Below are 23,353 nucleotides of genomic sequence, written 5' to 3'. Positions count from 1 at the left end.
TTGAGGAATTGACATGATAAACCTGGAAGTAGACGGCCGAACGATTGAAGCCAATGAAGGCGAAACGCTTCTGACGGCGCTGCGGCGCGAGGGAATTCACGTGCCGACCCTCTGTCACATGGAAGGCCTTCCCCCCAGCGGCGCCTGCCGGCTGTGCGTGGTCGAGATGTCGCCGGCGGGCAACCTGGTCTCGTCCTGCTCGTTCCCGGTGGCCGCGGGCATGAAGGTCCGCACCAAGAGCCCCAAGGTCATCGAGGCGCGCAAGATGATCGTCGAGCTGCTGCTGAGCAGCCACCCCGACGACTGCCTTTACTGCACGCGCAGCGGCAAGTGCGACCTGCAGGCACTGGCCCAGGACCTGGGCGTCCGCCAGCGCCAGCACGTGGCCAAACGCGCCCCGCAGGATATGGACGTCTCCAGCCCCTCGATCGTGCGCGACCCCGACAAGTGCATCCTCTGCGGACGGTGCGTTCGCGTCTGCGAAGAGGTGCAGGGCGTGGCCGCCATCGACTTCGTCGGACGCGGCAGCAAGGCGTTCGTGGGAACGGCCTTCAACGAAGGCCTTAACGTTTCGACGTGCATCAACTGCGGGCAGTGCATCCTCGTCTGCCCCACCGGCGCGCTGTCGGAACATTCCCACCTCAATGAAGTGGTCGCGGCGTTGGCGGACCCTGACAAGTACGTCGTGGTGCAGCACGCCCCGGCCGTCTCGGTCTCGCTGGCCGAAGAGGCGGGCGTCAAGGCCGGCACCGACGTGGACGGCAAGATGGTCGCGGCGCTGCGGCACATCGGCTTCAAGCGGGTGTTCGACACGTCGTTCACCGCCGACCTGACGATCATGGAAGAAGGTTCCGAGCTGGTCGAGCGAGTCAAGAGCGGCGGCACGCTGCCGATGTTGACGAGCTGCTCGCCGGGCTGGATCAAGTTCGTCGAGACGTTTTACCCCGACTTCCTCCCCAACGTTTCGACGTGCAAGAGCCCCCAGCAGATGATGGGCGCCCTGATCAAGAGCTTCTTCGCCCAGCGCGAGAAGATCGAACCGTCGAAGATCGTCAGCGTCTCGATCATGCCCTGCACGGCCAAGAAGTTCGAGTGCAACCGCCCCGAGATGGGGCGCAGCAACGTCGCCGACGTGGACTACGTGCTGACTACGCGGGAGTTGGGCCTGCTGCTGCGGATGTTCGGGGTGGACCTCGATGCGATGACGCCCGAGTCGCCCGACACCCCCTTTGGCGAGCGGTCCTCCGCCGGCAAGCTCTTCGGCGCCTCCGGCGGCGTCATGGAGGCGGCGATCCGCAGCGCGCACTTCCTGCTGACGGGCACGGAACTGGCGGAGCTGAAGATTCAGCCCCTGCGCGGGTTCAAAGGGTCCAAGGAACTGCACGTGAACGTCAACGGTCTGGAAGTGGGCGCCGTGGTCGTCAGCGGGCTGGGCAACGCCCGCAAACTGCTCGACGAGATCCGCTCCGGAGCACGCAAGGACATCCAGTTTATCGAAGTGATGACCTGCCCCGGCGGGTGCGTCTGCGGCGGCGGTCAACCGCTGGGGGCCGACATCGAGGCCACCAAGCTGCGGATGGAAGCCCTGTACAAGATCGACCGCACCGAGTCGCTGCGCGTCAGCCACAAGAACCAGTGGGTCAACCGGATTTACCAGGAGTTTCTGGGCCAGCCGCTGGGCAAACTCAGCCATGAGCTGCTGCACACGCATTATCACGATCGCAACCAGACGGCGCCGGCGCGATCGGATTCCAACCACTAGAGCACAAGCGAGATTCTTATGAGCCAAAGCAAGACGATTTTGGTCGTCGATGACGACTGCGACGTTCTCGAACAGTTGAGCCTGATCCTGCGCAACGACGGATATGCTGTCCAGACGGCCGGCGGCGAGGAAGAGGGCAAAGAGGCCCTGCTGTCGAGCAGGCCCGACCTGGTCATTATGGATCTGATGATGGACCACAAGGATTCCGGATTCGTTCTGGCCCATTACTCCAAGCGCCTTTATCCTGACACGCCGGTGATTCTGCTGACGGCTGTGGCGTCGGTGACAGGCATCTCCTTCGCCGCTGCGACCTCCGAAGCCAGGGCCTGGGTCAAGACCGACGCCGTGATGGACAAACCGATACGGCCTGAGCAGCTCAAGGCCCAGATCCACAAACTGTTGAAGGACCCCCAACCGGCCCAGCATGCCTGATGCGCCGGCGGGGACTGGCGCCCTATGGAGCCCGTGTCCCTCGTCAAAACGATCCGCGAGCATTGCCGCGTCTGCTACACGTGCGTGCGGGAATGCCCGGCAAAGGCGATCCGGATTGTCGAAGGACAGGCCGAGGTCATCCCGAAGCGCTGTATCGGGTGCGGCAACTGCGTGCGCGTCTGCAGCCAGAGCGCCAAGCAGGTCTTGAGGTCCATCGAGACCGTCCAGGGCCTGCTGAAGGGCGGTGCCCCCGTCGCCGCGATTTTGGCGCCGAGCTTTCCCGCCGAGTTCGAAGACCTCGACGCCAGGCAGCTTGTCGGCATGCTTCGCGTGCTGGGTTTCACGAGGGTCAACGAGGTGGCGTTCGGCGCTGACCTGGTCGCCCAGCGCTATTGCGACCTTCTGGCACGGACGAACAAGGACCGTTTCATTGCCACCAGTTGCCCCGCCGTGGTGGCGTTCGTCGAGCGGTACCATCCGGACCTCATCCCGTTCCTGATTCCCGTCGTCTCGCCGATGGTGGCCACCGCCCGGGCCCTGCGCCACCTCCATGGCAAGGATCTCAAGATCGTCTTCATCGGCCCATGCATCGCCAAGAAGGGCGAGGCGATCAACGAAAACACGCCCGACGAGATCGATGCAGCGCTGACCTTCGTCGAACTGCGCGAAATGCTCGCCGGCGCCCTGACGCCCCCGAGCTGCCGTTTGACGGCTTTCGATCCCGAAGCCGTCGCCCGAATCACGCCCTGTGATTTCGACCCGCCGCATGGGCGGGCCGGGGCGCTGTTCCCCATCAGCCGCGGGCTGCTCCAGGCGGCCGGCATCAACGAAGATCTCATGCACGAGGACGTGGTGGTCGCTGACGGGCGCACGAACTTCATCGAGGCCCTGCGCGAGTTCGAAAGCGGAGACCTGAAGGTGCGCCTGCTGGAGCTGCTGGCCTGCACCGGATGCATCATGGGCCCGGGCATGAGCTGCGATCAACCGCTCTTCCGCCGCCGCGGTCGCATCAGCCATTATGTCCGCGAGATGGCCCGCCTGCGGGACGACGGGCAGTGGCGCCAGTACATGGACCGCCTCGCACACCTGGACCTCTCGCGCGGGTACACCGACCGCGACGAGCGGATGGCCGTGCCCTTCGACGAAGAGATCGGCCTGATCATGACCCGCATGGGCAAGATCAAGCCCCAGGACGAGCTCAACTGCGGCGCCTGCGGTTACGACACCTGCCGCGAGCACGCCGTGGCCATCTTCAAGGGCCTGGCCGAAAGCGAAATGTGCCTGCCCCACACCATCGACCAGCTTCGATCGACGGTCAAGGAACTGGCCGTTTCCAACGGACAGCTTGCCAGCACGCAGGAAGCCCTCATGCAGTCGGAGAAGCTGGCCAGCATGGGCCAACTCGCCGCCGGAATCGCCCACGAGGTCAACAACCCCCTGGGCGTGGTGCTGATGTACTCGCACCTGCTGCTGGACGAGGCCGACAAGCACCCCCAACTCGGCAGCGACCTGCGCCTGATCGCCGAACAGGCCGACCGTTGCAAGCGCATCGTCTCGGGGCTGCTCAACTTCGCCCGCCAGAACAAGGTGCTGCGCCAGAGCGTCAACGTGCATGACCTCGTCGACCGCACCCTCAAGGCCTTGCCCGCGCCCCAGGGCGTGAAGGTCAGCGTTGAGCGGTTGGCCGAAGACCCCGTCGCCGAACTTGACGGCGACCAGATCACGCAGGTGCTGACGAACCTGGTCAGCAACGCCTATGCGGCGATGGCCGACGGCGGCCAGATGACCGTCCGCGTCCGCGGCGACGAAAAAAATGTCACAATTGAGGTGGAAGATACGGGAGTTGGAATTCCGCAGGATAACATGAAGAAGATTTTCACGCCGTTCTTCACCACCAAGCAGATCGGCAAGGGAACCGGTCTGGGCTTGGCGGTGACGTACGGGATTGTAAAGATGCATTGCGGCGACATTGGTGTAAAATCGAACGCAGACGCGGGCGCCGGGCCTACCGGCACCGTATTTACAGTGACATTGCCGCGGGAAGTTCGAGAATGATTCGTGAGGAATTGCGGATTTGGGATTTCGGATTGCAGATTAGGTTAAAAGGTTAATCCGCAATCCGAAATCCACAATCCGCAATCGGTTCTAATAAATGACGCAAACGTTAAAAGTTCTGGTGGTTGACGACGAACCGGGCATGCGCATGGGCGTGCAGCGGGCGTTGAAGGGGCTCGTGCTGCAATTGCCCGAGATCGACGGCGACGTCGCCATCGAGGTGCAGGAAGCCGACAGCGGCGAAGCCGCCCTCGAAGCCATCGCCGCTGCGCACCCGGACATCCTCCTGCTGGACCACAAGCTGCCGGGCATCAGCGGCCTGGACGTGCTCGAGCGCGTCAACGGGCACAGCGAAGGCATGCTCACGCTGATGATCACCGCCTACGCCTCGCTCGAGACGGCCATCACCGCCACCAAGCGAGGGGCCTACGATTTTCTGGCCAAACCCTTCACTCCCGAGGAATTGCGGGCGGCTGTCCGCAAGGCCGCCAAGCACCTGATGCTCCAGCGCGAGGCCCGCCGCCTGGCGCAGGAAAAACGCCAGGTCCGGTTCCAGTTCATCTCGGTGGTCGTGCATGAGCTCAAGGCGCCCATCGGCGCCATCAAGGGCTACCTGCAGATCATGAAGGACCGAACGGCTGGCAACGAGTTGGCCGCCTACGACCACATGGTCGACCGCAGCATGGTGCGTCTGGACGGCATGCAGAAGCTGATCTTCGACCTGCTGGATCTGACGCGCATCGAATCGGGGCAAAAGGCCCGCGAGATGACAGCCGTCGATGCCGTGGCGGCTGCACGCGACGCGATCGAGGCCCAGGCCGCCGCGGCGGCGCCGCGGAAGATCGTGCTGGAGCTTCACGCCCCGCCGGCGCTGGAGATGACGGCCGACCGCGGCGAGCTGGATATCATCTTCAACAACCTGGTCTCCAACGCCGTCAAGTACAACCGCGACGGCGGGCGGGTGGACGTGACGCTGGCGTGCGAGGGCGGGGTCGTCACCGCGACGGTGTCCGACACGGGCATCGGGATGGCCCAGGAGGACGTGCCTCGCCTGTTCGGCGAGTTCACGCGCATCAAGAACGAGAAGACACGCAACATCACCGGCAGCGGCCTGGGGCTGTCGATCGTCAAGAAACTCGCCCAGCTCAACGGCGGCGACGCCACGGTCGCCAGCCGCCTCAACGAGGGTTCGATATTTACGGTGACGCTCAAGCAGCACCAGAAAGCCTCCGACGCATAATGGACAGGCAGGACATCATTCGCTGGCTGCAGGAGGAAGACCCGCAGCGGCTGGAAAATCTCTGGAGGGCCGCCGACGAGCAGCGGCGCCGCTTCGTCGGTCCGCAGGTCTACCTGCGGGGCCTCATCGAGTTCTCCAACATCTGCCGCCGCCACTGCGGGTACTGCGGCCTGCGGGCCGAAAACGCCGACGTCACGCGCTATCGCATGACTGAGCAGGAGGTGCTCGATTGTGCGGACAAGGCCGTCACCCTCGGCTACGGCACGGTGGTGCTGCAGTCGGGCGAGGATCCCGGCGTCACCTGCCAGTGGCTCTACGACATCATCCGAAAGATCAAGTCTCGAACGCCCCTGGCTGTGACCCTCAGCGTCGGCGAACGGGAGACGACGGAATTGGCCGCCTGGCGCGAAGCCGGGGCCGACCGCTACCTGCTGCGATTCGAGACCTCCGACCCGGCGCTGTACGAGCGGATCCATCCCCCGCTGGGCTCCAAGCGGACGGACCGTCTGGCGATGCTGGCCACGCTGCGCAAACTCGGGTACGAGATCGGCTCGGGCGTGATGGTCGGCATCACCGGCCAGACCTACGGCTCGCTGGCCAACGACATCGAGCTGTTCGGGCGGCTGGACCTGGACATGATCGGCGTGGGGCCGTGGATCGCCCATCCGGGAACGCCGCTGGGGGCGCCCGGCGAGCCCCCGCCCGCGTCCATTTATCAGGTCCCTGCCACGGAGTTGATGACGTATAAAGTGTTGGCCCTGTCGCGCCTGATGTGCCCGATGGCCAACATCCCCAGCACGACGGCCCTGGCGACCATCAATACCGCCCAAGGGCGCGAACTGGGACTGCAGCGCGGGGCCAATATCGTGATGCCCAACCTCACGCCGGTGAAGTATCGCAGCCTGTATGCGATCTATCCGGGCAAAGCCTGCATCAATGAGACCGCCGAGGCGTGCCAGCAGTGCCTGTCGCGCCGCGTCGAGTCCATCGGGCGCACGATCGGCCAGGGACGCGGCGATTCGCCGCGCTATGGGAGGGACATGAGCATGAGGCAGGAGGATGTATCGTAGTGGCGCAGACGCAGAAGAGACAACCCGGTTCCAATGCGCGAGACTTCATCGACGAGGCGCAGTTTCAAACGCTGCTGGCCGCGGCGCCGCCCGAACCGGCCCGCGTCCGCGAGATTGTCGCCAAGAGCCTGGACAAACAGGCCCTGAGCATCCAGGAAACCGCCGTGCTGTTGGCCGCCCGCGACGAGGAACTGGTCGAGGAGATCTTCGCCGCCGCGCGAACGCTCAAACGCACCGTATACGGCAACCGCATCGTGCTCTTCGCCCCGTTGTACGTGGGCAATGAATGCGTCAACGACTGCCAGTACTGCGCCTTCAAACGCTCCAACCACCAGGCCGTCCGCCGCACGCTGACCAGCGACGAACTGGCCTCGCAGGTGCGGGCGATGGAAGACCGCGGTCACAAACGCATGATCCTGGTCTTCGGCGAGCACCCGCGTTACGACGCCGAATTCATCGCCCGGTGTGTGCGCGAGGTCTACGCCGTCCGCAGCGGGCATGGCGAAATCCGCCGCGTCAACATCAACGCCGCGCCCCTGAGCGTCGACGACTACCGCGTCGTCAAGGCCGCCAACATCGGCACGTACCAGATCTTCCAGGAAACGTACCATCACGAGACCTTCGCCAAGGTGCATCCATCGAGTCTCAAGGGCGATTATCTCTACCGTCTCGACGGTGTCAGCCGGGCGCTCGAAGCGGGGTGCGACGACGTGGGCATCGGCGCCTTGTTCGGCCTTTACGACTGGCGGTTCGAGGTGCTGGGCCTGGTCGCCCACGCGCTGTTCCTGCAGGAGACGTACGGCGTGGGTCCGCACACGATCAGCTTCCCGCGCCTCCAGCCGGCCTGCGGGGTCGAGCTGGAAAGCTCGCCGCTGGTGGGCGACGCCGACTTCAAGCGCGTCATCGCCACGCTGCGCCTGGCGGTTCCCTACACCGGGCTGATCCTGACCGCCCGCGAATCAGCGGCCCTGCGCCGCGAGCTGATGGAGTTCGGCGTCTCGCAGATCGACGCCGGCAGCCGCATCGAGATCGGCGGCTACACTGAAGCGGGCGACTCGCAGGTGATGGAGCGCGAGCAGTTCGCCCTGGGCGACATCCGCAGCCTCGATGACGTCATGCGCGAGCTGATGACCGACGGTTACGTGCCGAGCTTCTGCACGGCGTGCTACCGCCTGGGCCGCACGGGCGAGCACTTCATGGAGTTCGCCATCCCCGGGTTCATCAAGCGGTTCTGCACGCCCAACGCCCTGACGACGCTGATGGAATACCTGGTCGACTATGCCTCCCCCCAGACGCGCCAGGCGGGTCTGGCGCTGATCGAACAGGAACTGGCCAAGCTGCCCGACGACGCAGCAAAGAAGCAACTGCTGGACAAGCTCCATCGCATTCGCGAAGGCGGACAGCGGGACCTGTATTTTTGAGCATTGCGGATTGGCGATTGCGGGTTGCGGATTAATCTTTGATGCTTCGCTGTGGCCTCGTGGCGAATCCGCAATCCGAAATCCCAAATCCGCGATCTCTTTTAACAATGAGCGACTACCGAAAAGAACACGACTTCCTGGGCGAGCGCGACGTACCCGCCGCGGCGCTGTATGGCATCCACACACTGCGGGCGGTGGAGAACTTTCCGCTGGCCCGCCGGCCGGTGCATCCGGAACTGGTCCATGCCTACGGGGCGGTCAAACTCGCCTGTGCCAGGACCAACCGCGAGTTGGGCAGTCTGAGCGAGCGCGTCGCTGTGCCCATCGAACAGGCCTGCGCCGAAATGATGGAAGGCATGCTCGACTCGCACGTGATCGTCGACGCCCTCCAGGGCGGGGCCGGCACCAGCACCAACATGAACGTCAACGAGGTGCTGGCCAACCGGGCGCTGCAGATCCTCGGCCGTCCGCTGGGCGAGTATGACACCCTCAGCCCTGCCGACCATGTAAACCTGCACCAGTCCACCAACGACACCTATCCCACGGCGTTGCGCATCGCGGCGATCCGCATGCTGCGCTCGCTCGAACGAGAAGTGGTCGCACTGCTCGAAGAGTTCCAGCGCCAGGAAAAGGCGATGGCCGATGTGGTAAAAGTCGGCCGCACGCAGTTCCAGGACGCGGTTCTGCTGACGCTGGGGCGCGAGATGGCCGCCTACGCCGAGGCGCTGGGACGCGACCGGTGGCGCATCTACAAGTGCGAAGAACGCCTGCGCGTGGTGAACCTAGGCGGCACGGCCGTGGGGACCGGGCTCGACGCGCCGCGGCAGTTCATCTTCAAGGCCGTCGAGCACCTGCGCGACGTGACGGGGCTTGGATTGGCGCGGGCGGAGAACCTGGTGGAGGCCACGCAGAACGCCGACGTGTTCGTCGAGGTCAGCGGCATCCTCAAGGCCTGCGCGTCGAACCTCATCAAGATCAGCAGCGACCTGCGACTGCTCTCGTCGGGTCCCGAGGCGGGGCTGGGAGAGATCCGCCTGCCGCCGCGCCAGGCCGGGTCGTCCATCATGCCCGGCAAGGTCAACCCGGTGATCCCCGAGGCCGTCACGCAGGCGGCGCTGGCAGTCTGCGCCAACGACCAGGCGATTACCTCGGCCTGCTCGATGGGCAGTCTTGAACTCAATGCTTTCCTGCCCCTGGTGGCCGACTGCCTGCTGACCAACCTGGACCTGCTGGCCAGGGGGTGCAACATCCTGCGGCGGCACTGCGTGGCGGGCATCGAGGCCGACGCCGAGCGCTGCCGCAAGTTTGTCAACGGCGCGACGGCTTCGCTGACGGCGCTGGTCGAGACGCTCGGCTACGACAAGGCCGTCGAAGTCGCGCGCCTCGCCGCCGACGGGGCCAAGAGCGTACGCCAGGTCGTGCTTGACCTCCAGCTCATGAGCGAGAAGGAGTTTGACGACCTGACGGCAGCCGATCGCGTCAATCAACTCGGCTCGCGCCCGCGGAGGCAGTCATGAACCAGGCCCCCAAGGGATTTCGCCTGCATATCGGCATCTTCGGGCGGCGCAACGTCGGCAAGAGCTCGCTGCTCAACGCCATGACGCGCCAGAGCGTCTCGATCGTGTCGGACGTGGCCGGCACGACGACCGACCCCGTCGAGAAGCCGATGGAACTGCTGCCCATCGGTCCGGTGCTGTTCATCGACACGGCCGGGATCGATGACGTGGGCGCCCTGGGCGAGATGCGCGTGGCGCGCACGCGGCAGATCTTTGATCGCACGGACGTCGGCGTCATCGTCGCCGCGGCCGGAGACTGGGGCGCGTTCGAGCAGGGCATCCTGGACGAGCTCACGCGGCGGCAGATTCCGGTGATCGCCGTGTTCAACAAGAGCGATCTTGGCCGCCCCGGCGACGCACTCACCGCTGCCCTCAAGGCCCTCAAGGTCATCTGCGTCTACACGATCGCCAAGGCGGGCGATGGCATCCTGGACCTGCGCGAGGCGCTGATCGCCAAGGCCCCTGAGGAGTTCATCAATGCCCCGTCCATCGTGGGCGACCTGGTGCCCGCGGGCGAACTGGTCGTGCTTGTGGTGCCAATCGATCTCGAAGCTCCCAAAGGCCGGCTGATCCTGCCGCAGGTGCAGACGCTGCGCGACATCCTCGATGTCGACGCTTACAGCATGGTCGTCAAGGAACGCGAACTGCGCGACGCCCTGGACCGCCTCAAACGCCCGCCCGCCCTGGTGGTAACCGATTCGCAAGGCTTCCTCAAGGTCGCCGGCGACACGCCCCCTGCCGTGCCGATGACATCCTTCTCGGTGCTCTTCGCCCGCTACAAGGGCGATCTGAGCGAGTTCGTTCGAGGGGCGATGGCCATCGAAGATCTGCGACCCGGCGACCGCGTCCTGGTGGCCGAGGCATGCTCACACCATCCCATCGGCGAGGACATCGGTCGCGTCAAAATTCCGCGTTGGCTCTCGCAATACGCCGGCGGCAAGCTCGATGTCACTGCAGTGCAGGGGCATGACTTTCCTGATGACGTGACAGGTTACCGGCTGATCGTGCATTGTGGGGGATGCATGTGGAACCGACGCGAAATGCTCTCGCGGATTCTGCGATGCCGCCAGGCCGGCGTCCCCATCACCAACTACGGCTTGGCGATTGCGTACTCTTTGGGCATTTTCGAGCGGGCGCTCCAACCGTTCCCCGCGGCTCTGGATGCATATCACCATCTCAAGACCTCGGGTTTCTGAATTGCGTGAAGAATCTTTAAGACGGATGGCTTTCGCCCGTAAAAAACAGAAAAGTGGGAAATATTGTAAAGTAGCTAAGGACAACACCCGATATTATCTTCAGTAGAACACCTTGACAGTTCTTGCCCGGGAGGGCAAATGCAATGCTGGACCGAAGTTGGATTTGAGTGGCACTGCAGATGCGTGTTGAGAAAATGGACGTGCGGGTTGAGTGAACGAAAGTCACACAAACCCCGACCTGTGATGACATACGCTTGGCTCGCACGTCCACTTTTATTTTTAACGTCTGAAGGAAAAGTAGCAAACCTTCGCAATCCACTTCTGTTTCACGTGTTAAACTACATGTCAAGAGACGCCGACGTATGATGATAAGCTCAGGAGAGACTGTGTCCATGGTTCAATACACCGCGCTTCACTCTGCTGTTGCCGTGTCGAACGTCGCTGCGGTGGCGGACGGTTCGGCCATCATCTCCTGCAGGGCCACGACGCCGTGCAAGGACCCGCTTTCGGCGTTTGGCCAGATGTACCTCCAGGCGGCCGGCGAAGTATCCCGCCTTGGTCTGCAGATCATGCACGAGCGGGTTTTTGCCCCGGCCGATCTGCTGGCGGGGCTCAAGATCCAGCGGCAAAAGGCCATGGCCTCCCGCGGAATCTCTGACGAAGGTCCGCTGACCTGTATCCATGGCCAGTCGCACGAAGCTGCCCCTGGCGGAATTCAACTGCGTGTCGGCCCGGCCTCGTGTCGAATCGAACCGGTCGAATTGGACGGCGCCGTCACCGGGCGGACCTGGCGCCAGGACGGTGCCGTCTGGGTGATGCTCCAGAACATGCATGGTCTGGACGCCAACGCCGGGGCCGACAACTCACGCCAGGCCCAGGTGCAGCGGATGATCCAGCGAGTCCAGAAGCTCCTTTGCGGTCGCGGCGGGTCGTACCGCCACGTGGTTCGCACGTGGATTTACATCGACGACATTCTGGACTGGTACGGGCCCTTCAATACCGCCCGCAATGCGGAATACGGACGGATCGGGATCATGCCCGACGGTTCGTCGGATCCGCTGCTGCTGCCGGCCAGCACCGGTATCGGAGGCGCGAATCCCTTCGGCGCAGCCTGCCTGATGGACGTGCTGGCAATTATCCCCGATCAACCTGGGGCAATTGAGATTCTGCGCATGACCAACTCGCGGCAGAAGGAGGCCTTCAAGTATGGTTCGGCCTTTTCGCGCGGGACCGTCATCGGCGGCAAGGGCGCCAGCGAGATCTATATTTCAGGCACGGCCGCCATCGACGAAAACGGGATCAGCCTCCATCGCGGCGACACGCGCAGGCAGGTGGAGACCACGCTGGATGTGGTGGACGGTCTGCTCGGCCAGGCCGGTGCGTCGCTGGCTGACATCGCCGACGCGACGTTCTTCTTCAAGCACGCCGCCGATATTCCGCTGCTGGGCGAGGCGCTGGCCCGACGGGAGCTGGCTATTCCGGGCGTGACCGTCGTTGCCGACGTCTGCCGCGATGAACTGCTCTTCGAGCTGGACTGCATGGCTTTGACCGACAAGTCGTAGATCCACCTTCTGGATTCATCATCCCACCTCCGGCCGTCGAGGCGCCATTCCGCCTTCGCTGTGATTTTTCCCCAAGGCTCAGGGAAAGCTCGTTCACGGGAATATAATTCGTGACGGGAAAGTTGACCTGTCTTGAACCGGGACCCAAAAGGAGTTTTATGATGGCCAGAACGACCCGAAAGAACAACAGCGACGTTTCGACCATGATCAGCGACAGCAGCGCGAGCATGCGCAGTGCTTCCACCACCCAGAGCAGTCCCAGCCGGCAGCCGGCGCGGAGGCAAAGCGCCTCGGCACGAAACCGCCTCACCCAGGAACAGATCGCCCAGCGGGCCAAGGCCATCTGGCAAGCCAAAGGATGCCAGGTCGGCCAGGATCTGGAAAACTGGTTTGAGGCCGAGACGCAACTGAAATCCGAGATGAACGCGTCCTGTTGAACAGACGGACATTCGACGTGGGCTCAGGTTCCTTTCAGCGGTGATGCCCGGGGGGCCAGGGGCACGCCCGCTTATCCCAAAGCCGGTAGGGATGCGGCCGACGGCTATCGGTGCGCCATGATCTTCGTGGCAGCACCGGCTGTGGGCTTGCCGGCGGGCAGGTGCGACGGTGCGAGTAGTGATGTTGGGTTGGGAGTTTCCCCCGTTTATCAGCGGCGGCCTGGGGACGGCCTGCTACGGTCTGACCCGGGCCATGTCTCGATTGGACCTCCAGGTTCTGTTCGTGCTGCCCAAGGCCGTCGACGCCGATGCCCCCGACGGCGGTGAAGGGGCACGTGCGCCGCACATTGCCGCCCCGCGGCGCGTGACGTTCACCACCGTGCCCTCATCGATCACCAATCCATACCAGTCTGCACCGCTGTCGCAGGGGCAGGTGGCACAGCCTTTCCAGGCTGTGGCCACAGGCTCGAAAGCCTGTGCCACCACGCTGCTGGAGGGTTACTCGTTGCGAATCGTCGGCACGGGCGCCTCGGGCGGGTACGAGGGCGACCTGGTCGGCCGCATCGGCGAATACGCCCGGCGCTGCGTCGAGATGACCCGCGGCGAGTCGTTCGACCTGGTGCATGCGCACGACTGGGTGACGTATCCCGCCGCCCAGGCGCTGTCGGCGGCGACGGGCAAACCGCTGGTCATTCACGTTCACTCGACCGAGTTTGACCGTTCTGGCCCGGACGTCAACCAGCCGGTCTACGAGATCGAGCGCCAGGGCATGCACGCGGCCAAGGCGATCATCGCCGTCTCGCACCTGACCAAGCGAATCTGCGTCGAGCGATATGGCGTGGCGCCGGAGAAGGTGCAGGTGGTGCATAACGGCATCGAACCGGCGGCCGAGGCCGACCCGCCGGACCCGCAGCCCCGCCGTCAGCGCACGGTGCTGTTCCTGGGGCGCCTGACGATGCAGAAGGGCCCGGAGTATTTCGTCAACGCCGCTCAGCGCGTGCTGGAGAGGATGAGCGACGTGCGGTTCGTCGTCGCCGGCTGGGGCGACATGGGACCGGCGATGATCCAGCAGGTGGCCCAGCGCGGCATGGGCGGCCACGTGCGGTTCACCGGATTCCTGCGCGGGCGCGAGGTCCAGCAGGCGTACCGGATGTCGGACGTGTACGTCATGCCTTCGGTGAGCGAACCGTTTGGTCTGACCGCCCTGGAGGCGGTGCAGCACGGCGTGCCGGTGGTGCTGTCGAATAATTCCGGGGCCGCCGAAGTGCTGCCCCGCGGGGCGATGAAACTCGATTACTGGGACGTCGACCGCATGGCCGAGGCCGTCGTCTCGCTGCTGAAATATCCCCAGTTGGGGCAAGAGCTGTGCCACCAGGCCCGCCGGGAGATTTCTCCGCTGACCTGGGACCTGGCGGCAAAAAAATGTCTGGAAGTCTATCGATCGGCCGCTGATGTCTATAATTGATCACCTTCAGAAACGGCAGGGGAACCTAATTCGCCACGCCAGTCCGCATTGGACCTGCCTTTGATTTACTTAACGTCCGGACAGGAGAGTGAGGATGCGAATCGCAATGCTTTCGTGGGAGTCCCTGCATTCCATAGCCGTGGGGGGGGTGGCGGTTCACGTCAGTGAACTGGCCCAGGCGATCGCCCGCGGCGGGCACGAGGTGCATGTCTTCACGCGGATGGGGCCGGACCAGCCGTACCACGATGTGATCGACGGCGTGCATTATCATCGTTGCCGATATAGCGGGCACCGGGACTTTGTCGACGACGTAAACAACATGTGCCGCGCCTTCGTGGACCGCGTCTTCGAACTCGAGGACCTGGTAGGGCACTTCGACATCGTACACGCCCACGATTGGCTGACCGCCAACGCGATGATCTGGATCAAGCAGGGGCGCCCGGACCATCGCTGCATCATGACGGTCCACGCCACCGAGTACGCCCGCTGCGGCAATGTGTTCCACAACGGGCGCTCTCATCGCGTGCGCGACCAGGAACGCGCCGGAACGTACTGGGCCGACCACGTGATCGCCGTCTCGCAGGCCACCGCCAACGAGATCCAGTGGATGTACGAGGTGCCGCCGGCCAAGGTGTCCAAGGTCTACAACGGCGTCATGGCCCACCAGTTCGATTTCGACATCGACGTGGCGACCCAGCGCCGAACGCTCGACATCGGGCCCATGGACCCGACGATCCTCTATTGCGGCCGGCTCGTCTGGCAGAAGGGTCCGGACCTGCTGATGGAGGCCTTCGCGCCGGTCCTTCGCCACTACTCCAACGCCAAGCTGGTTCTGGCCGGTGAAGGTGAGATGCGCGCCGGCTTGGAAAACCGCGCCCGCCAGTGCGGCGTCGCCCACGCCGTGCGTTTCCTGGGCTATCGCAGCGGGCAGGACCTGCGGAGCCTCTTCAAGCTCTCCGACGTGATCTGCGTCCCCAGCCGCAACGAGCCCTTTGGCATCGTGGTGCTCGAGGCGTGGTCGGCGCACAAGCCGGTCGTCGTCACGCAAAGCGGCGGACCCAACGAGTACGTCCAGCACGAGCAGACCGGGCTGAAAATCTTCCCGCGAGTCGACTCGGTAGCCTGGGGCCTGGGCACCATGTTCGCCAACTTCGACCGCGCGAGATGGATGGGCGACAACGGCCGTCGACTCGTCGAAGAACAGTTCACCTGGCAGCAGATCGCCGCCCAGACCTTAGCGGTATTCGACCCGGCGCCGGCGGCAGCAGCGCCCGCGCCGGCGCTGCGCATCGCTCCGGTCGAGGTCACGCAAGCCCCCGCGCCCGCCGCCGCGCCGCCGATCGCCGCGTGCCGCGTCCGGGCCGACCTGTCGTTCAAGGCCGGTGGGGTGGCCACCGCGGCCGCCCAGGCGTTGCGACTGTGCCGCGACACGCTCCAGGGGTCCGGGCTGCCTGCGCAGTTTAACGGTCGCCGCGCGACGATCGAAGGCGACTGGAATCACGTGACGGCGGCCCTGGGTCGCTGCTATGATATTGTCAGCGGCGCCGACGGGACGACGATGACCGTCACGGTGCGGGTCAGTAAGACCGCCGCGGCCGAGAGCGCCAAACGCGATGTTCGCTTTAGACCCAAGCGCGCCGTGATAGCGGCGCGTCCGGCGGCCTGCCAGGTCGGCCCCGGGATGGGAGGCGCCGCCCTGGAGGCGGTCGCCCAGTTGCTTTCAGGCAGCCGCAAACCCGCTCGGGTTCCGGCTGTCATGGGAGCATCCGTCGCCAGCGACGTCTTGTCCGCCTGCTCCCAATTGGAGAGCGAATGACTGCCGGAAGTTTCTGCCTCGTACTGCATGGTCACCTGCCTTATGTCCTGCGTCACGGGTTGTGGCCCCATGGGGAAGATTGGCTGTATGAAGCAGCCGCCGAAACGTATCTGCCCCTGCTGGCGATGATCGAGGAGTGCGAGTTCCTCAAGGGCAACCCGCGCTTGACGATCGGGCTGACGCCGATCCTGCTCGAGCAGCTCGCCCATGACGATTTCAAGGCGGGGTTCCGCGAGTACCTTCAGGACCGCACCGAGCGGGCGATCTCCGACCGCGCCGAGTTCGAGCAGCAGGGGCAGAAGCATCTGGCCCACCTCGCGACGCTCTGGGAGAAATTCTTCCAGGAGCGCGCCGCGCAGTTCAAACAGATCGACTCGGACATCCCAAGAGCCTACGCCCGCCAGGCGGAGAAGGGGCTCATCGAGATCCTCACCTCCAACGCCACGCACGCGTACATGCCGCTGCTGCTGGAAGACTCCTCCATCCTCGCCCAGGTGCGGGCGGGGCGCGCCAGCTCGAAACGCATCCTGGGCTTTGCGCCCGAGGGAATGTGGCTGCCCGAGTGCGCCTACCGCCCCAGCGGGTTCTGGAACCCGACCGTCTCCTGGGGGCAGGGGCGCAATCGCCCGGGCATGGAAAGCCTCCTGGCCCGCGAGGGCATCACGCATTTTTTTGTCGAGAACCACCTCATCGAGCGCAGCCGCAGCGAGTGGGTCCGCAACGACCAGTGGCGAAAGGTCGGCTGGGACGAGAGCGCCAGATATCCCGGTCGCGGGTGGCAGAACGTCCACGAGCCGGTGCTGGTGAACTCCGACGGGCAGGGCACCGGGACGATCGCCGCCTTCGCGCGCGATCCGAAGATTTGCGAGCAGGTCTGGTCGGGCAGCATCGGGTACCCTGCCGACGGGGTGTACCTGGAGTTTCACAAGCGCTACGGTCAGCGGCGCGGACTGCGGTATTGGAAGATCACCAACCACAAGACGGACCTGGGCGGCAAGGAGATGTACTATCCTGACGACGTGCCGGGCAAAACTTATCAGAACGCCCAGCACTTCTGCCAGCAGGTCAAGTCGCGCCTGCACGACTACCGCAACCGCACCGGCCGCTCGGGCGTGGTGGTGGCGTGCTTCGACGCCGAGCTGTTCGGGCACTGGTGGTTTGAGGGCCCGCGGTTCCTGCGCGACGTCATGCTCACGCTCAATTCGGACCCGGACGTCGAACTCTGCACCGCCGCCGAGATACTCAAGCGCCAGCCGCCGGACAAGTCGGCCGCCCTGCCCGAAGGCTCGTGGGGCGAGGGCGGCGACCACCGCGTCTGGTCCAACGACCGGGTCAACTGGATGTGGGAAATTGAGTACCGCTGCGAGACGAACTTCGGCAAGCTGACATACAATTTGCCGTGGCGCAATCGGCCTCGACTGCGCGAGGTGCTGGAAAAAGCCGCCCGTGAGCTGCTGCTGCTCCAGGCCAGCGACTGGCCGTTCGTGATTTCGCGCGGGCAGGCCGTCGACTACGGCATCAAGCGGTTCATGCAGCACGTGTCGCGCTTCGAGTGCCTGACGGATATCGCCGAGAAGCTCAACGAAGACTCGCGGTATCTCAACAAGCTCAGCGACGTGGAGAAGTTCGAAATCCAGGATGCCGACGTGCATGACGTGGTCTTCCCCAAAGTCGACCTGAACTGGTGGAACGCCTAGTTCGCAATGAGCCGCTGAGGTCGCAGAGGACGCAGAGGAAGATGGAAGATGCCAAAACGGAGGAATGGAATGGTGGAATGATGATCCAACCATCCTCCATCCGGCATCCACTCATTCTTCCTTGCACCTGCTCCTTCTCCCTCAGCGTCCTCAGCGACCTCTGCGGCTAATTAGAAGCGGATACTGAAGGGGCGGGATATGCGGATAGCCATCTTTTCGTGGGAAAGTCTTCATTCGATCGTGGTCGGGGGCGTGGCCGTTCACGTGACTGAACTGGCGGCCGCCCTGCGCCGCCGCGGCAATGAGGTGCATGTCTTCGCGCGTCTGGGTCAGGGGCAGACGACGTATCAGCAGATTCACGGCGTGCATTACCACCGCTGCCCGATCGACCTGTGTGACGATTTCGTCACCGAGATGAACAACATGTGCAACAGCTTCGGCGACGCCAAGATCGTCTTCGTCGGCGACGGCCACCTGCGCCAGCGCCTCCAGCACCGTGCGCATGAACTGGGCGTCGCCCACGCCGTGCGCTTCCTGGGCGCCATGGGACCCGACAGCGACTTGATCAACCTCTACAAGAGCACCGACGTCGTCTGCGTCCCAAGCCGCAACGAACCGTTCGGACTGGTGGTGCTCGAGGCCTGGTCGGCGGGCAAACCGGTGGTGGCCACACACAACGGCGGTCCGCGCGAGGTCGTGCAGCATGGCGAGAACGGGTTTCTCGTCCATGCCGAACCGGGGGCGATCTGCTGGGGCGTCAAGGAAGCCTTCGGCAACTTTGCCCACGCTCGGTGGATGGGCGAACGCGGACGGGTCAAGGCGGCCTTTGGTTTCAACTGGGACCTGATCGCCGGGCAGACAGAAGGCATCTATCGCGAGCTGGTGTGATGGAGCATTATGGAGTGCGGCAGCAGCAGCTGCCGCTTTGGATGTTTTTCGGCAGGCGAAGGTCGTTATGCATCCCAACAACAGCCAAAGCGGCAGCTAAGGCTGCCGCACTCCATAGGAGTCCGCCATGGACCTGATCGACCGTTTGCGAGAGCTGGGGCGTAATCTCTACTGGACGTGGCATCCGGAGATCGTCGAGATCTTCCGCGACCTGGACCCCCCGATCTGGCGCGAGTCCAACCACAACCCCGCTCTGTTTCTGTCGATGCTGCCCCAGAACCTCATGCGGGTTCGAGCGGCCGACCTGGCCCTCGAGGCCCGCACCGCCTATGCCTTCCACGCCCTGCAGGCGTACATGAACGATTCCCACACCTGGGCCGCCCGTCACGCCGGCGTGCTGCGAGCGCGACCGGTGGCCTATTTCTCCGCCGAGTTCGGTCTGCACGAGTCGCTGCCGACCTATGCCGGCGGGCTGGGCGTGCTGGCCGGCGACCACCTCAAGGCCGCCAGCGACCTGGGACTGCCGCTGGTGGCGGTGGGGCTCTTCTATGCCAAGGGCTATTTCAACCAGACCATCGACGCCGGCGGCTGGCAGAGGGAGCACTACTTCGCGTCCGACGTGACGATGCTGCCGCTGGAGCAGGCGAGCGACCAGCGCGGCGAGCGGCTGATCATTCCGCTGGCGACGGGCTCGTCGGAGATCCGCGTGGCGGTCTGGACGGCCCGCGTGGGGCGCTGCCGCCTGGTCCTGCTTGACAGCAATGTCGAGGGCAACAATCCCGACGACCGCGCCCTGACGAGCCAGCTCTACGGCGGCAACGTGCGCGTGCGGGCGCGGCAGGAGCTCATCCTGGGCGTCGGAGGCCTGAGGGCGCTGGAGGCGCTGAACCTTTCGCCGGGCGTGATCCATCTCAATGAAGGCCACAGCGCCTTCGCCGCGCTGGACATGTGCCGCATGCTCATGCAGCGCGAGGGCCGCACGTTTGCAGATGTCAAAGACCGCGTCTCGGCGCTGACGGTCTTTACCACGCACACTCCCGTCGACGCCGCCCATGATCGGTTCGACAATTCGCTGATCGAGGAGACGCTGGGGCCCCTGCGGCGGCAACTGGGCGTCTCGCATCGCGACCTGATGGCGCTGGGGCGCGTCGACGCCGATAGCCGCAACGAAGAGTTCTGCATGACCGTGCTGGGGCTGCGAATGTCCAACCATCGCAATGGCGTCTCAGCCCTGCACGGGCGCGTCAGCCGGCGCATGTGGCGGTGCCTCTGGCCGCAGCGCCCCGAGAGCGAAGTGCCCATCGGCCACATCACCAACGGCGTGCATTCGGCGACGTGGCTGGCGGTGACCGTCAGTCAGATGTATCGCCGCGTCCTGGGCGACGACTGGCAGCAGCGCATGGACGACCATGGGATGTGGTCGGCGGTCGACCGCATCGACGACATGGAGTTCTGGGAGCAGCACCAGTTGCTCAAGGCCCACCTGGTCGAGTACGTGCGCCGCTGCCTGCGCAAGGCCGCCGAGGCGCGCGGCGAGGCGGACCCTGTCGCCGGCCCGCGAGCGTGCCTGGAACCGTCGGTGCTGACGATCGGTTTCGCCCGGCGCTTCGCCGCGTACAAGCGGGGCGACCTGCTCCTGCGCGACATGGACCGCCTGGCGCGGCTGGTGAACGATCCAGCGCGGCCGGTGCAGATCATCTATGCCGGCAAGGCGCATCCTGCCGACGACGGAGGCAAGCGGCTGATCCAATCGGTCTTCAATGCCGCGCGCGACCCGAGGCTGACGGGGCGGGTGGTGTTTCTTGAAGATCACGACATCAACGTGGCCCGCCATCTCGTGCAGGGCGTGGACCTGTGGCTCAACAACCCATACCGCCCGTTCGAGGCCTGCGGCACCAGCGGCATGAAGACCGTGCTCAATGGCGGGCTGAACCTTTCGGTGCTGGACGGCTGGTGGGCGGAGGCGTATGACGGCAGCAACGGCTTCGCGATCGGTCGCGGCGACGAGCACAGCGACTGGCAGCAGCAGGATCGCGCCGACGTGGGTTCGCTGTACGAGGTGCTCGAACGCGAGGTGGTGCCGCTGTTCTATAATTTGGACGAGAGCGGGATTCCTCGCCAGTGGGTCGCTCGGCAGAAGAACGCCATCCGCACGCTGGCCTGGCGGTTCAGCGCCGCGCGAATGATCCGCGACTACACCGTCCACTGCTACCTTCCCGCCGCCGGCGGGTTGCCGTGCTCGTGCCCCGCCGTCGTGCAGGCACGATGATGACGTAGCATGGGCATCTTGCCCATGAGTCGCACGGGCGTCTCGCCCGTGCCCTACAAGAACAGGAGAATCGCCATGACTGACGAGTCGGCCCAACTGGATTCGATGCCCCAAGTCTGCGGCCACGATGAGCGTATCGCCCAGGCCACCAGCGGTCAGGGGGTAGTCTACCTTCCCGAAAGCGGCATTGATTTCGCCAGACTCAACAGCGCCTTCGCCATCGCCCTGCACATGCATCAGCCGCTGGTGCCCGCCGGCGGCGACGACGTACGCACGGCAGAGGTCATCGGGCACCTGCAGTTCATGATGGAGCACCCGGACATCGGCGACGGGCACAACGCGCCGGTCTTCCGCTGGTGCTACAAGCGGATGGGGGAGTTCATTCCCAGGCTCGTCGAGGACGGCAAGAATCCGCGCGTGATGCTGGAGTACTCCGGCTGTCTGCTGCAGGGGCTGCTGCAGATGGGGGCGATGGACGTCATCGACGCCTTGCGGGTGATCACGGCGGACCGCGGTTACCGGCGCTGCGTGGAATGGCTTGGCGCGCCGTGGGGGCACGCGGTGGCGCCGTCGACGCCGGTGCAGGACTATCGCCTGCACGTGCGGGCATGGCAGCATTTCTTCGCCTCGATCTTTGGGCTCGAGGCCCTGTCGCGCATCCGCGGGTTTTCGCCGTCGGAGATGGCCCTGCCCAATCATCCCGACGTGTGCTATGAGTTCGTCCGCACGCTCAAAGACTGCGGCTTCACGTGGCTGCTCGTGCAGGAGCACACCATCGAGCGCCCCGCCGACGGCGGGGGCATCGAGCGCCCGCATCAGCCGCATCGCCTCGTCGCGCGAAACTCCAAAGGACAGACGCTCAGCATCACCGCCATCGTCAAGACCCAGGGCAGCGACACCAAGCTCGTGGCCCAGATGCAGCCGTATTACGAAGCCTGCGGCCTGTCGCGCGTTGAACTGGCGGGCAAGTCCATCCCGCCGCTGGTGACGCAGATCGCCGACGGCGAAAACGGCGGCGTCATGATGAACGAGTTTCCATCAAAGTATCAGGAGGTGATGTCACAGGCCTCAGGCAGCGCGACAGCTCCGGTGAACGTCACCGAGTATCTGGAGTATCTCGAAAGCATCGGGATTCGCCCGGAGGACTTCACGCCCGTCCAGCCCATCAAGCAGAAGATGATCTGGGACAACTTCAAGGACGGCGCCGGCCCGGAAGAGATGGAAAAGACCATCGAAAAACTTCGCCACCAGCGCCACGATTTCCATATGGAAGGCGGAAGCTGGACCAACAACATTTCGTGGGTGCGCGGCTACGACAGCGTCATCGGCCCCATCGAGAAAACCAGCGCGCTATTCGCTCAGAAGGTGCTGGAAAAAGGCGTGCCGACAACCGATCCGCGATATCGCAACGCCCTGTACCACTTGTTGATGACGCAGATCAGTTGCTACCGCTACTGGGGCCAGGGGCGATGGACCGACTACGCCCAGGAACTCTGCCGCCGCACGCAGGACATACTGCAGCACGACTTCTGAGAACTGGAAGAATGGAATGATCGAGTGATGGAATAATGGAATAATGGAATAATGGAATAATGGGAAACGTTCCGGCAGCCGCCCCCAATATTCCATTATTCCACTATTCCATTTTCCCGCTTTACTCTTCCCCCATCCCTTCGTGGATGGCCTCGTTGACCTGGCGCATCAGGTCGGTGTACTCGACCTGGGCGGACGTGAGTTTCTTGAATGCCGCCGAGGCCACCAGCTTGCCGTGAAGTTCCTGGAGCTTGTGCTTGTCTTCGACCTCGACGGGCTTGTTCTGCTCTTCCAGTTCGGCGAGCTTGGTGGAGTGCGTCTGGAACTGCCGCAGCATGTCCTCCGTTCCCGGCTCGTTGTGCAGGGCCTGTTCGGCGGCCTTCAGGTCGGCCAGTACTTTGGATTCGCCAATGGCCTTGCCCAGGCGTTTGGCCAGTTCAACAATCGCAGCGCTCATGGTGTGTTCCTTCCGGTGTCAGATTTTCGGACACAAGAGTGTATGCGCTTCGGCCGCCAAACACAACGAACGCCTTGGGCGTTTGGCAGTCGTTTTCGCAGCCGCCATGTCCTATCAAAAAGAACAGTGCGGAGGAATGACGATCCCGTAGAACCGACAGAGTTCAGGCATGGGCGCGATCTTTCCTGAGCGAGGGGAAGATATCCTGGGGCTCCTTACCGGTGGCCCGCAGATAGAGGGCATCTGCGCAAAGGTCGATGTCTTCGCCCCATCGCAATTCACCACAGACCCCGATGGCGACGCTGCCAAAGAAGTCGTAATCCTCCCATCGCTGGAAAACTCCTTTGCCTACCAGATCCGGCAGGTCGACTGTCCCGGTTGTGCCGTCTGCAAATCGCAGACGCAACCGATAGTTCTCCAGCACAGTGACTTCCGTAATCGCGTTCATGGCCAGGATCCCTCTATTCCACTCACCAAGGCATTATACCGCGGAAACG

18 protein-coding genes are annotated in these 23,353 nt (G+C 64.2%); 16 read left to right on the top strand and 2 right to left on the bottom strand.

Features of this window, described 5'->3' with window-relative positions:
• The first annotated feature begins 13 nt into the window (after positions 1-13).
• The 16 genes from ABFD92_06490 to ABFD92_06415 all read left to right on the top strand — a co-directional run bounded on the left by ABFD92_06490 (position 14) and on the right by ABFD92_06415 (position 22,399).
• The gene (locus ABFD92_06490; protein MEN6504167.1) at positions 14-1,762 is read left to right on the top strand and encodes an NADH-dependent [FeFe] hydrogenase, group A6; all 1,749 of its coding nucleotides are present in this window, start codon (positions 14-16) and stop codon (positions 1,760-1,762) included.
• Positions 1,763-1,780: 18 nt separating this feature from the next.
• Entirely contained in the window at positions 1,781-2,194 is a 414-nt protein-coding gene (locus ABFD92_06485; GenBank protein ID MEN6504166.1) for a response regulator, read from the top strand.
• A gap of 33 nt (positions 2,195-2,227) precedes the next feature.
• Positions 2,228-4,249 (top strand): [Fe-Fe] hydrogenase large subunit C-terminal domain-containing protein, encoded by a 2,022-nt coding sequence (locus tag ABFD92_06480; GenBank protein MEN6504165.1) that lies wholly within the window; start codon positions 2,228-2,230, stop codon positions 4,247-4,249.
• A 97-nt stretch (positions 4,250-4,346) separates the two neighbouring features.
• Positions 4,347-5,489, top strand: a complete 1,143-nt coding sequence (locus ABFD92_06475; protein MEN6504164.1) for an ATP-binding protein — start codon at positions 4,347-4,349, stop codon at positions 5,487-5,489.
• On the top strand, positions 5,489-6,559 hold the full coding sequence (gene hydE, locus ABFD92_06470) for a [FeFe] hydrogenase H-cluster radical SAM maturase HydE (GenBank protein ID MEN6504163.1): 1,071 nt from the start codon (positions 5,489-5,491) through the stop codon (positions 6,557-6,559). The genes ABFD92_06475 and hydE overlap by 1 nt, the downstream gene beginning before the upstream one ends.
• Positions 6,559-7,980 (top strand): [FeFe] hydrogenase H-cluster radical SAM maturase HydG, encoded by a 1,422-nt coding sequence (gene hydG, locus ABFD92_06465; GenBank protein ID MEN6504162.1) that lies wholly within the window; start codon positions 6,559-6,561, stop codon positions 7,978-7,980. The genes hydE and hydG overlap by 1 nt, the downstream gene beginning before the upstream one ends.
• A gap of 107 nt (positions 7,981-8,087) precedes the next feature.
• Entirely contained in the window at positions 8,088-9,497 is a 1,410-nt protein-coding gene (locus ABFD92_06460) for an aspartate ammonia-lyase (protein ID MEN6504161.1), read from the top strand.
• Positions 9,494-10,732: a [FeFe] hydrogenase H-cluster maturation GTPase HydF gene (hydF, locus tag ABFD92_06455; GenBank protein MEN6504160.1), complete on the top strand. Its 1,239-nt coding sequence runs from the start codon at positions 9,494-9,496 to the stop codon at positions 10,730-10,732. Before ABFD92_06460 ends, hydF begins: the two co-directional genes overlap by 4 nt.
• Positions 10,733-11,124: 392 nt before the next feature.
• Positions 11,125-12,294 carry a Rid family hydrolase gene (locus ABFD92_06450; protein ID MEN6504159.1) on the top strand — a complete coding sequence of 390 codons (1,170 nt, stop codon included), beginning with the start codon at positions 11,125-11,127 and terminating at the stop codon, positions 12,292-12,294.
• A 161-nt stretch (positions 12,295-12,455) separates the two neighbouring features.
• Positions 12,456-12,731 carry a DUF2934 domain-containing protein gene (locus tag ABFD92_06445; protein MEN6504158.1) on the top strand — a complete coding sequence of 92 codons (276 nt, stop codon included), beginning with the start codon at positions 12,456-12,458 and terminating at the stop codon, positions 12,729-12,731.
• A gap of 169 nt (positions 12,732-12,900) precedes the next feature.
• A complete protein-coding gene (locus ABFD92_06440) occupies positions 12,901-14,196 on the top strand; it encodes a glycosyltransferase (protein MEN6504157.1) in 1,296 nt (431 codons plus the stop codon).
• A 94-nt stretch (positions 14,197-14,290) separates the two neighbouring features.
• On the top strand, positions 14,291-16,012 hold the full coding sequence (locus tag ABFD92_06435; GenBank protein MEN6504156.1) for a glycosyltransferase family 4 protein: 1,722 nt from the start codon (positions 14,291-14,293) through the stop codon (positions 16,010-16,012).
• Positions 16,009-17,709: a 1,4-alpha-glucan branching protein domain-containing protein gene (locus ABFD92_06430; GenBank protein ID MEN6504155.1), complete on the top strand. Its 1,701-nt coding sequence runs from the start codon at positions 16,009-16,011 to the stop codon at positions 17,707-17,709. The genes ABFD92_06435 and ABFD92_06430 overlap by 4 nt, the downstream gene beginning before the upstream one ends.
• A gap of 198 nt (positions 17,710-17,907) precedes the next feature.
• Entirely contained in the window at positions 17,908-18,597 is a 690-nt protein-coding gene (locus ABFD92_06425; protein ID MEN6504154.1) for a glycosyltransferase, read from the top strand.
• A gap of 127 nt (positions 18,598-18,724) precedes the next feature.
• Positions 18,725-20,866 carry an alpha-glucan family phosphorylase gene (gene glgP, locus ABFD92_06420; protein MEN6504153.1) on the top strand — a complete coding sequence of 714 codons (2,142 nt, stop codon included), beginning with the start codon at positions 18,725-18,727 and terminating at the stop codon, positions 20,864-20,866.
• A gap of 75 nt (positions 20,867-20,941) precedes the next feature.
• Positions 20,942-22,399, top strand: coding sequence for a glycosyl hydrolase family 57 (locus ABFD92_06415; GenBank protein MEN6504152.1), 1,458 nt, complete (start codon positions 20,942-20,944; stop codon positions 22,397-22,399).
• Between the two features lie 121 nt (positions 22,400-22,520).
• Here the strand turns inward: ABFD92_06415 and ABFD92_06410 are convergent, their stop codons facing one another.
• Both ABFD92_06410 and ABFD92_06405 read right to left on the bottom strand, forming a co-directional pair.
• Positions 22,521-22,856, bottom strand: coding sequence for a YlbF family regulator (locus ABFD92_06410; protein ID MEN6504151.1), 336 nt, complete (start codon positions 22,854-22,856; stop codon positions 22,521-22,523).
• 163 nt (positions 22,857-23,019) lie between these two features.
• Entirely contained in the window at positions 23,020-23,304 is a 285-nt protein-coding gene (locus ABFD92_06405) for a DUF2442 domain-containing protein (protein ID MEN6504150.1), read from the bottom strand.
• Positions 23,305-23,353 lie beyond the last annotated feature (49 nt).

It is taken from the genome of Planctomycetaceae bacterium, from assembly GCA_039680605.1.
In the GTDB taxonomy this organism is placed as follows: Bacteria; Planctomycetota; Phycisphaerae; order SM23-33; family SM23-33; genus JAJFUU01.
The sequence above is the reverse complement of the archived record's forward strand: the minus strand, read 5'-3'. Positions and strand labels throughout refer to the sequence as shown.

Excerpts from the sequence above, each read along its gene's own strand:
- ABFD92_06490 (MEN6504167.1), top strand. The coding sequence starts at position 14 with ATGATAAACCTGGAAGTAGACGGCCGAACGATTGAAGCCAATGAAGGC.
- ABFD92_06485 (MEN6504166.1), top strand. The coding sequence starts at position 1,781 with ATGAGCCAAAGCAAGACGATTTTGGTCGTCGATGACGACTGCGACGTT.
- ABFD92_06475 (MEN6504164.1), top strand. The coding sequence starts at position 4,347 with ATGACGCAAACGTTAAAAGTTCTGGTGGTTGACGACGAACCGGGCATG.
- hydE (MEN6504163.1), top strand. The coding sequence starts at position 5,489 with ATGGACAGGCAGGACATCATTCGCTGGCTGCAGGAGGAAGACCCGCAG.
- ABFD92_06460 (MEN6504161.1), top strand. The coding sequence starts at position 8,088 with ATGAGCGACTACCGAAAAGAACACGACTTCCTGGGCGAGCGCGACGTA.
- hydF (MEN6504160.1), top strand. The coding sequence starts at position 9,494 with ATGAACCAGGCCCCCAAGGGATTTCGCCTGCATATCGGCATCTTCGGG.
- ABFD92_06450 (MEN6504159.1), top strand. The coding sequence starts at position 11,125 with ATGGTTCAATACACCGCGCTTCACTCTGCTGTTGCCGTGTCGAACGTC.
- ABFD92_06445 (MEN6504158.1), top strand. The coding sequence starts at position 12,456 with ATGGCCAGAACGACCCGAAAGAACAACAGCGACGTTTCGACCATGATC.
- ABFD92_06435 (MEN6504156.1), top strand. The coding sequence starts at position 14,291 with ATGCGAATCGCAATGCTTTCGTGGGAGTCCCTGCATTCCATAGCCGTG.
- ABFD92_06430 (MEN6504155.1), top strand. The coding sequence starts at position 16,009 with ATGACTGCCGGAAGTTTCTGCCTCGTACTGCATGGTCACCTGCCTTAT.
- ABFD92_06425 (MEN6504154.1), top strand. The coding sequence starts at position 17,908 with ATGCGGATAGCCATCTTTTCGTGGGAAAGTCTTCATTCGATCGTGGTC.
- glgP (MEN6504153.1), top strand. The coding sequence starts at position 18,725 with ATGGACCTGATCGACCGTTTGCGAGAGCTGGGGCGTAATCTCTACTGG.
- ABFD92_06415 (MEN6504152.1), top strand. The coding sequence starts at position 20,942 with ATGACTGACGAGTCGGCCCAACTGGATTCGATGCCCCAAGTCTGCGGC.
- ABFD92_06410 (MEN6504151.1), bottom strand. The coding sequence starts at position 22,856 with ATGAGCGCTGCGATTGTTGAACTGGCCAAACGCCTGGGCAAGGCCATT.
- ABFD92_06405 (MEN6504150.1), bottom strand. The coding sequence starts at position 23,304 with ATGAACGCGATTACGGAAGTCACTGTGCTGGAGAACTATCGGTTGCGT.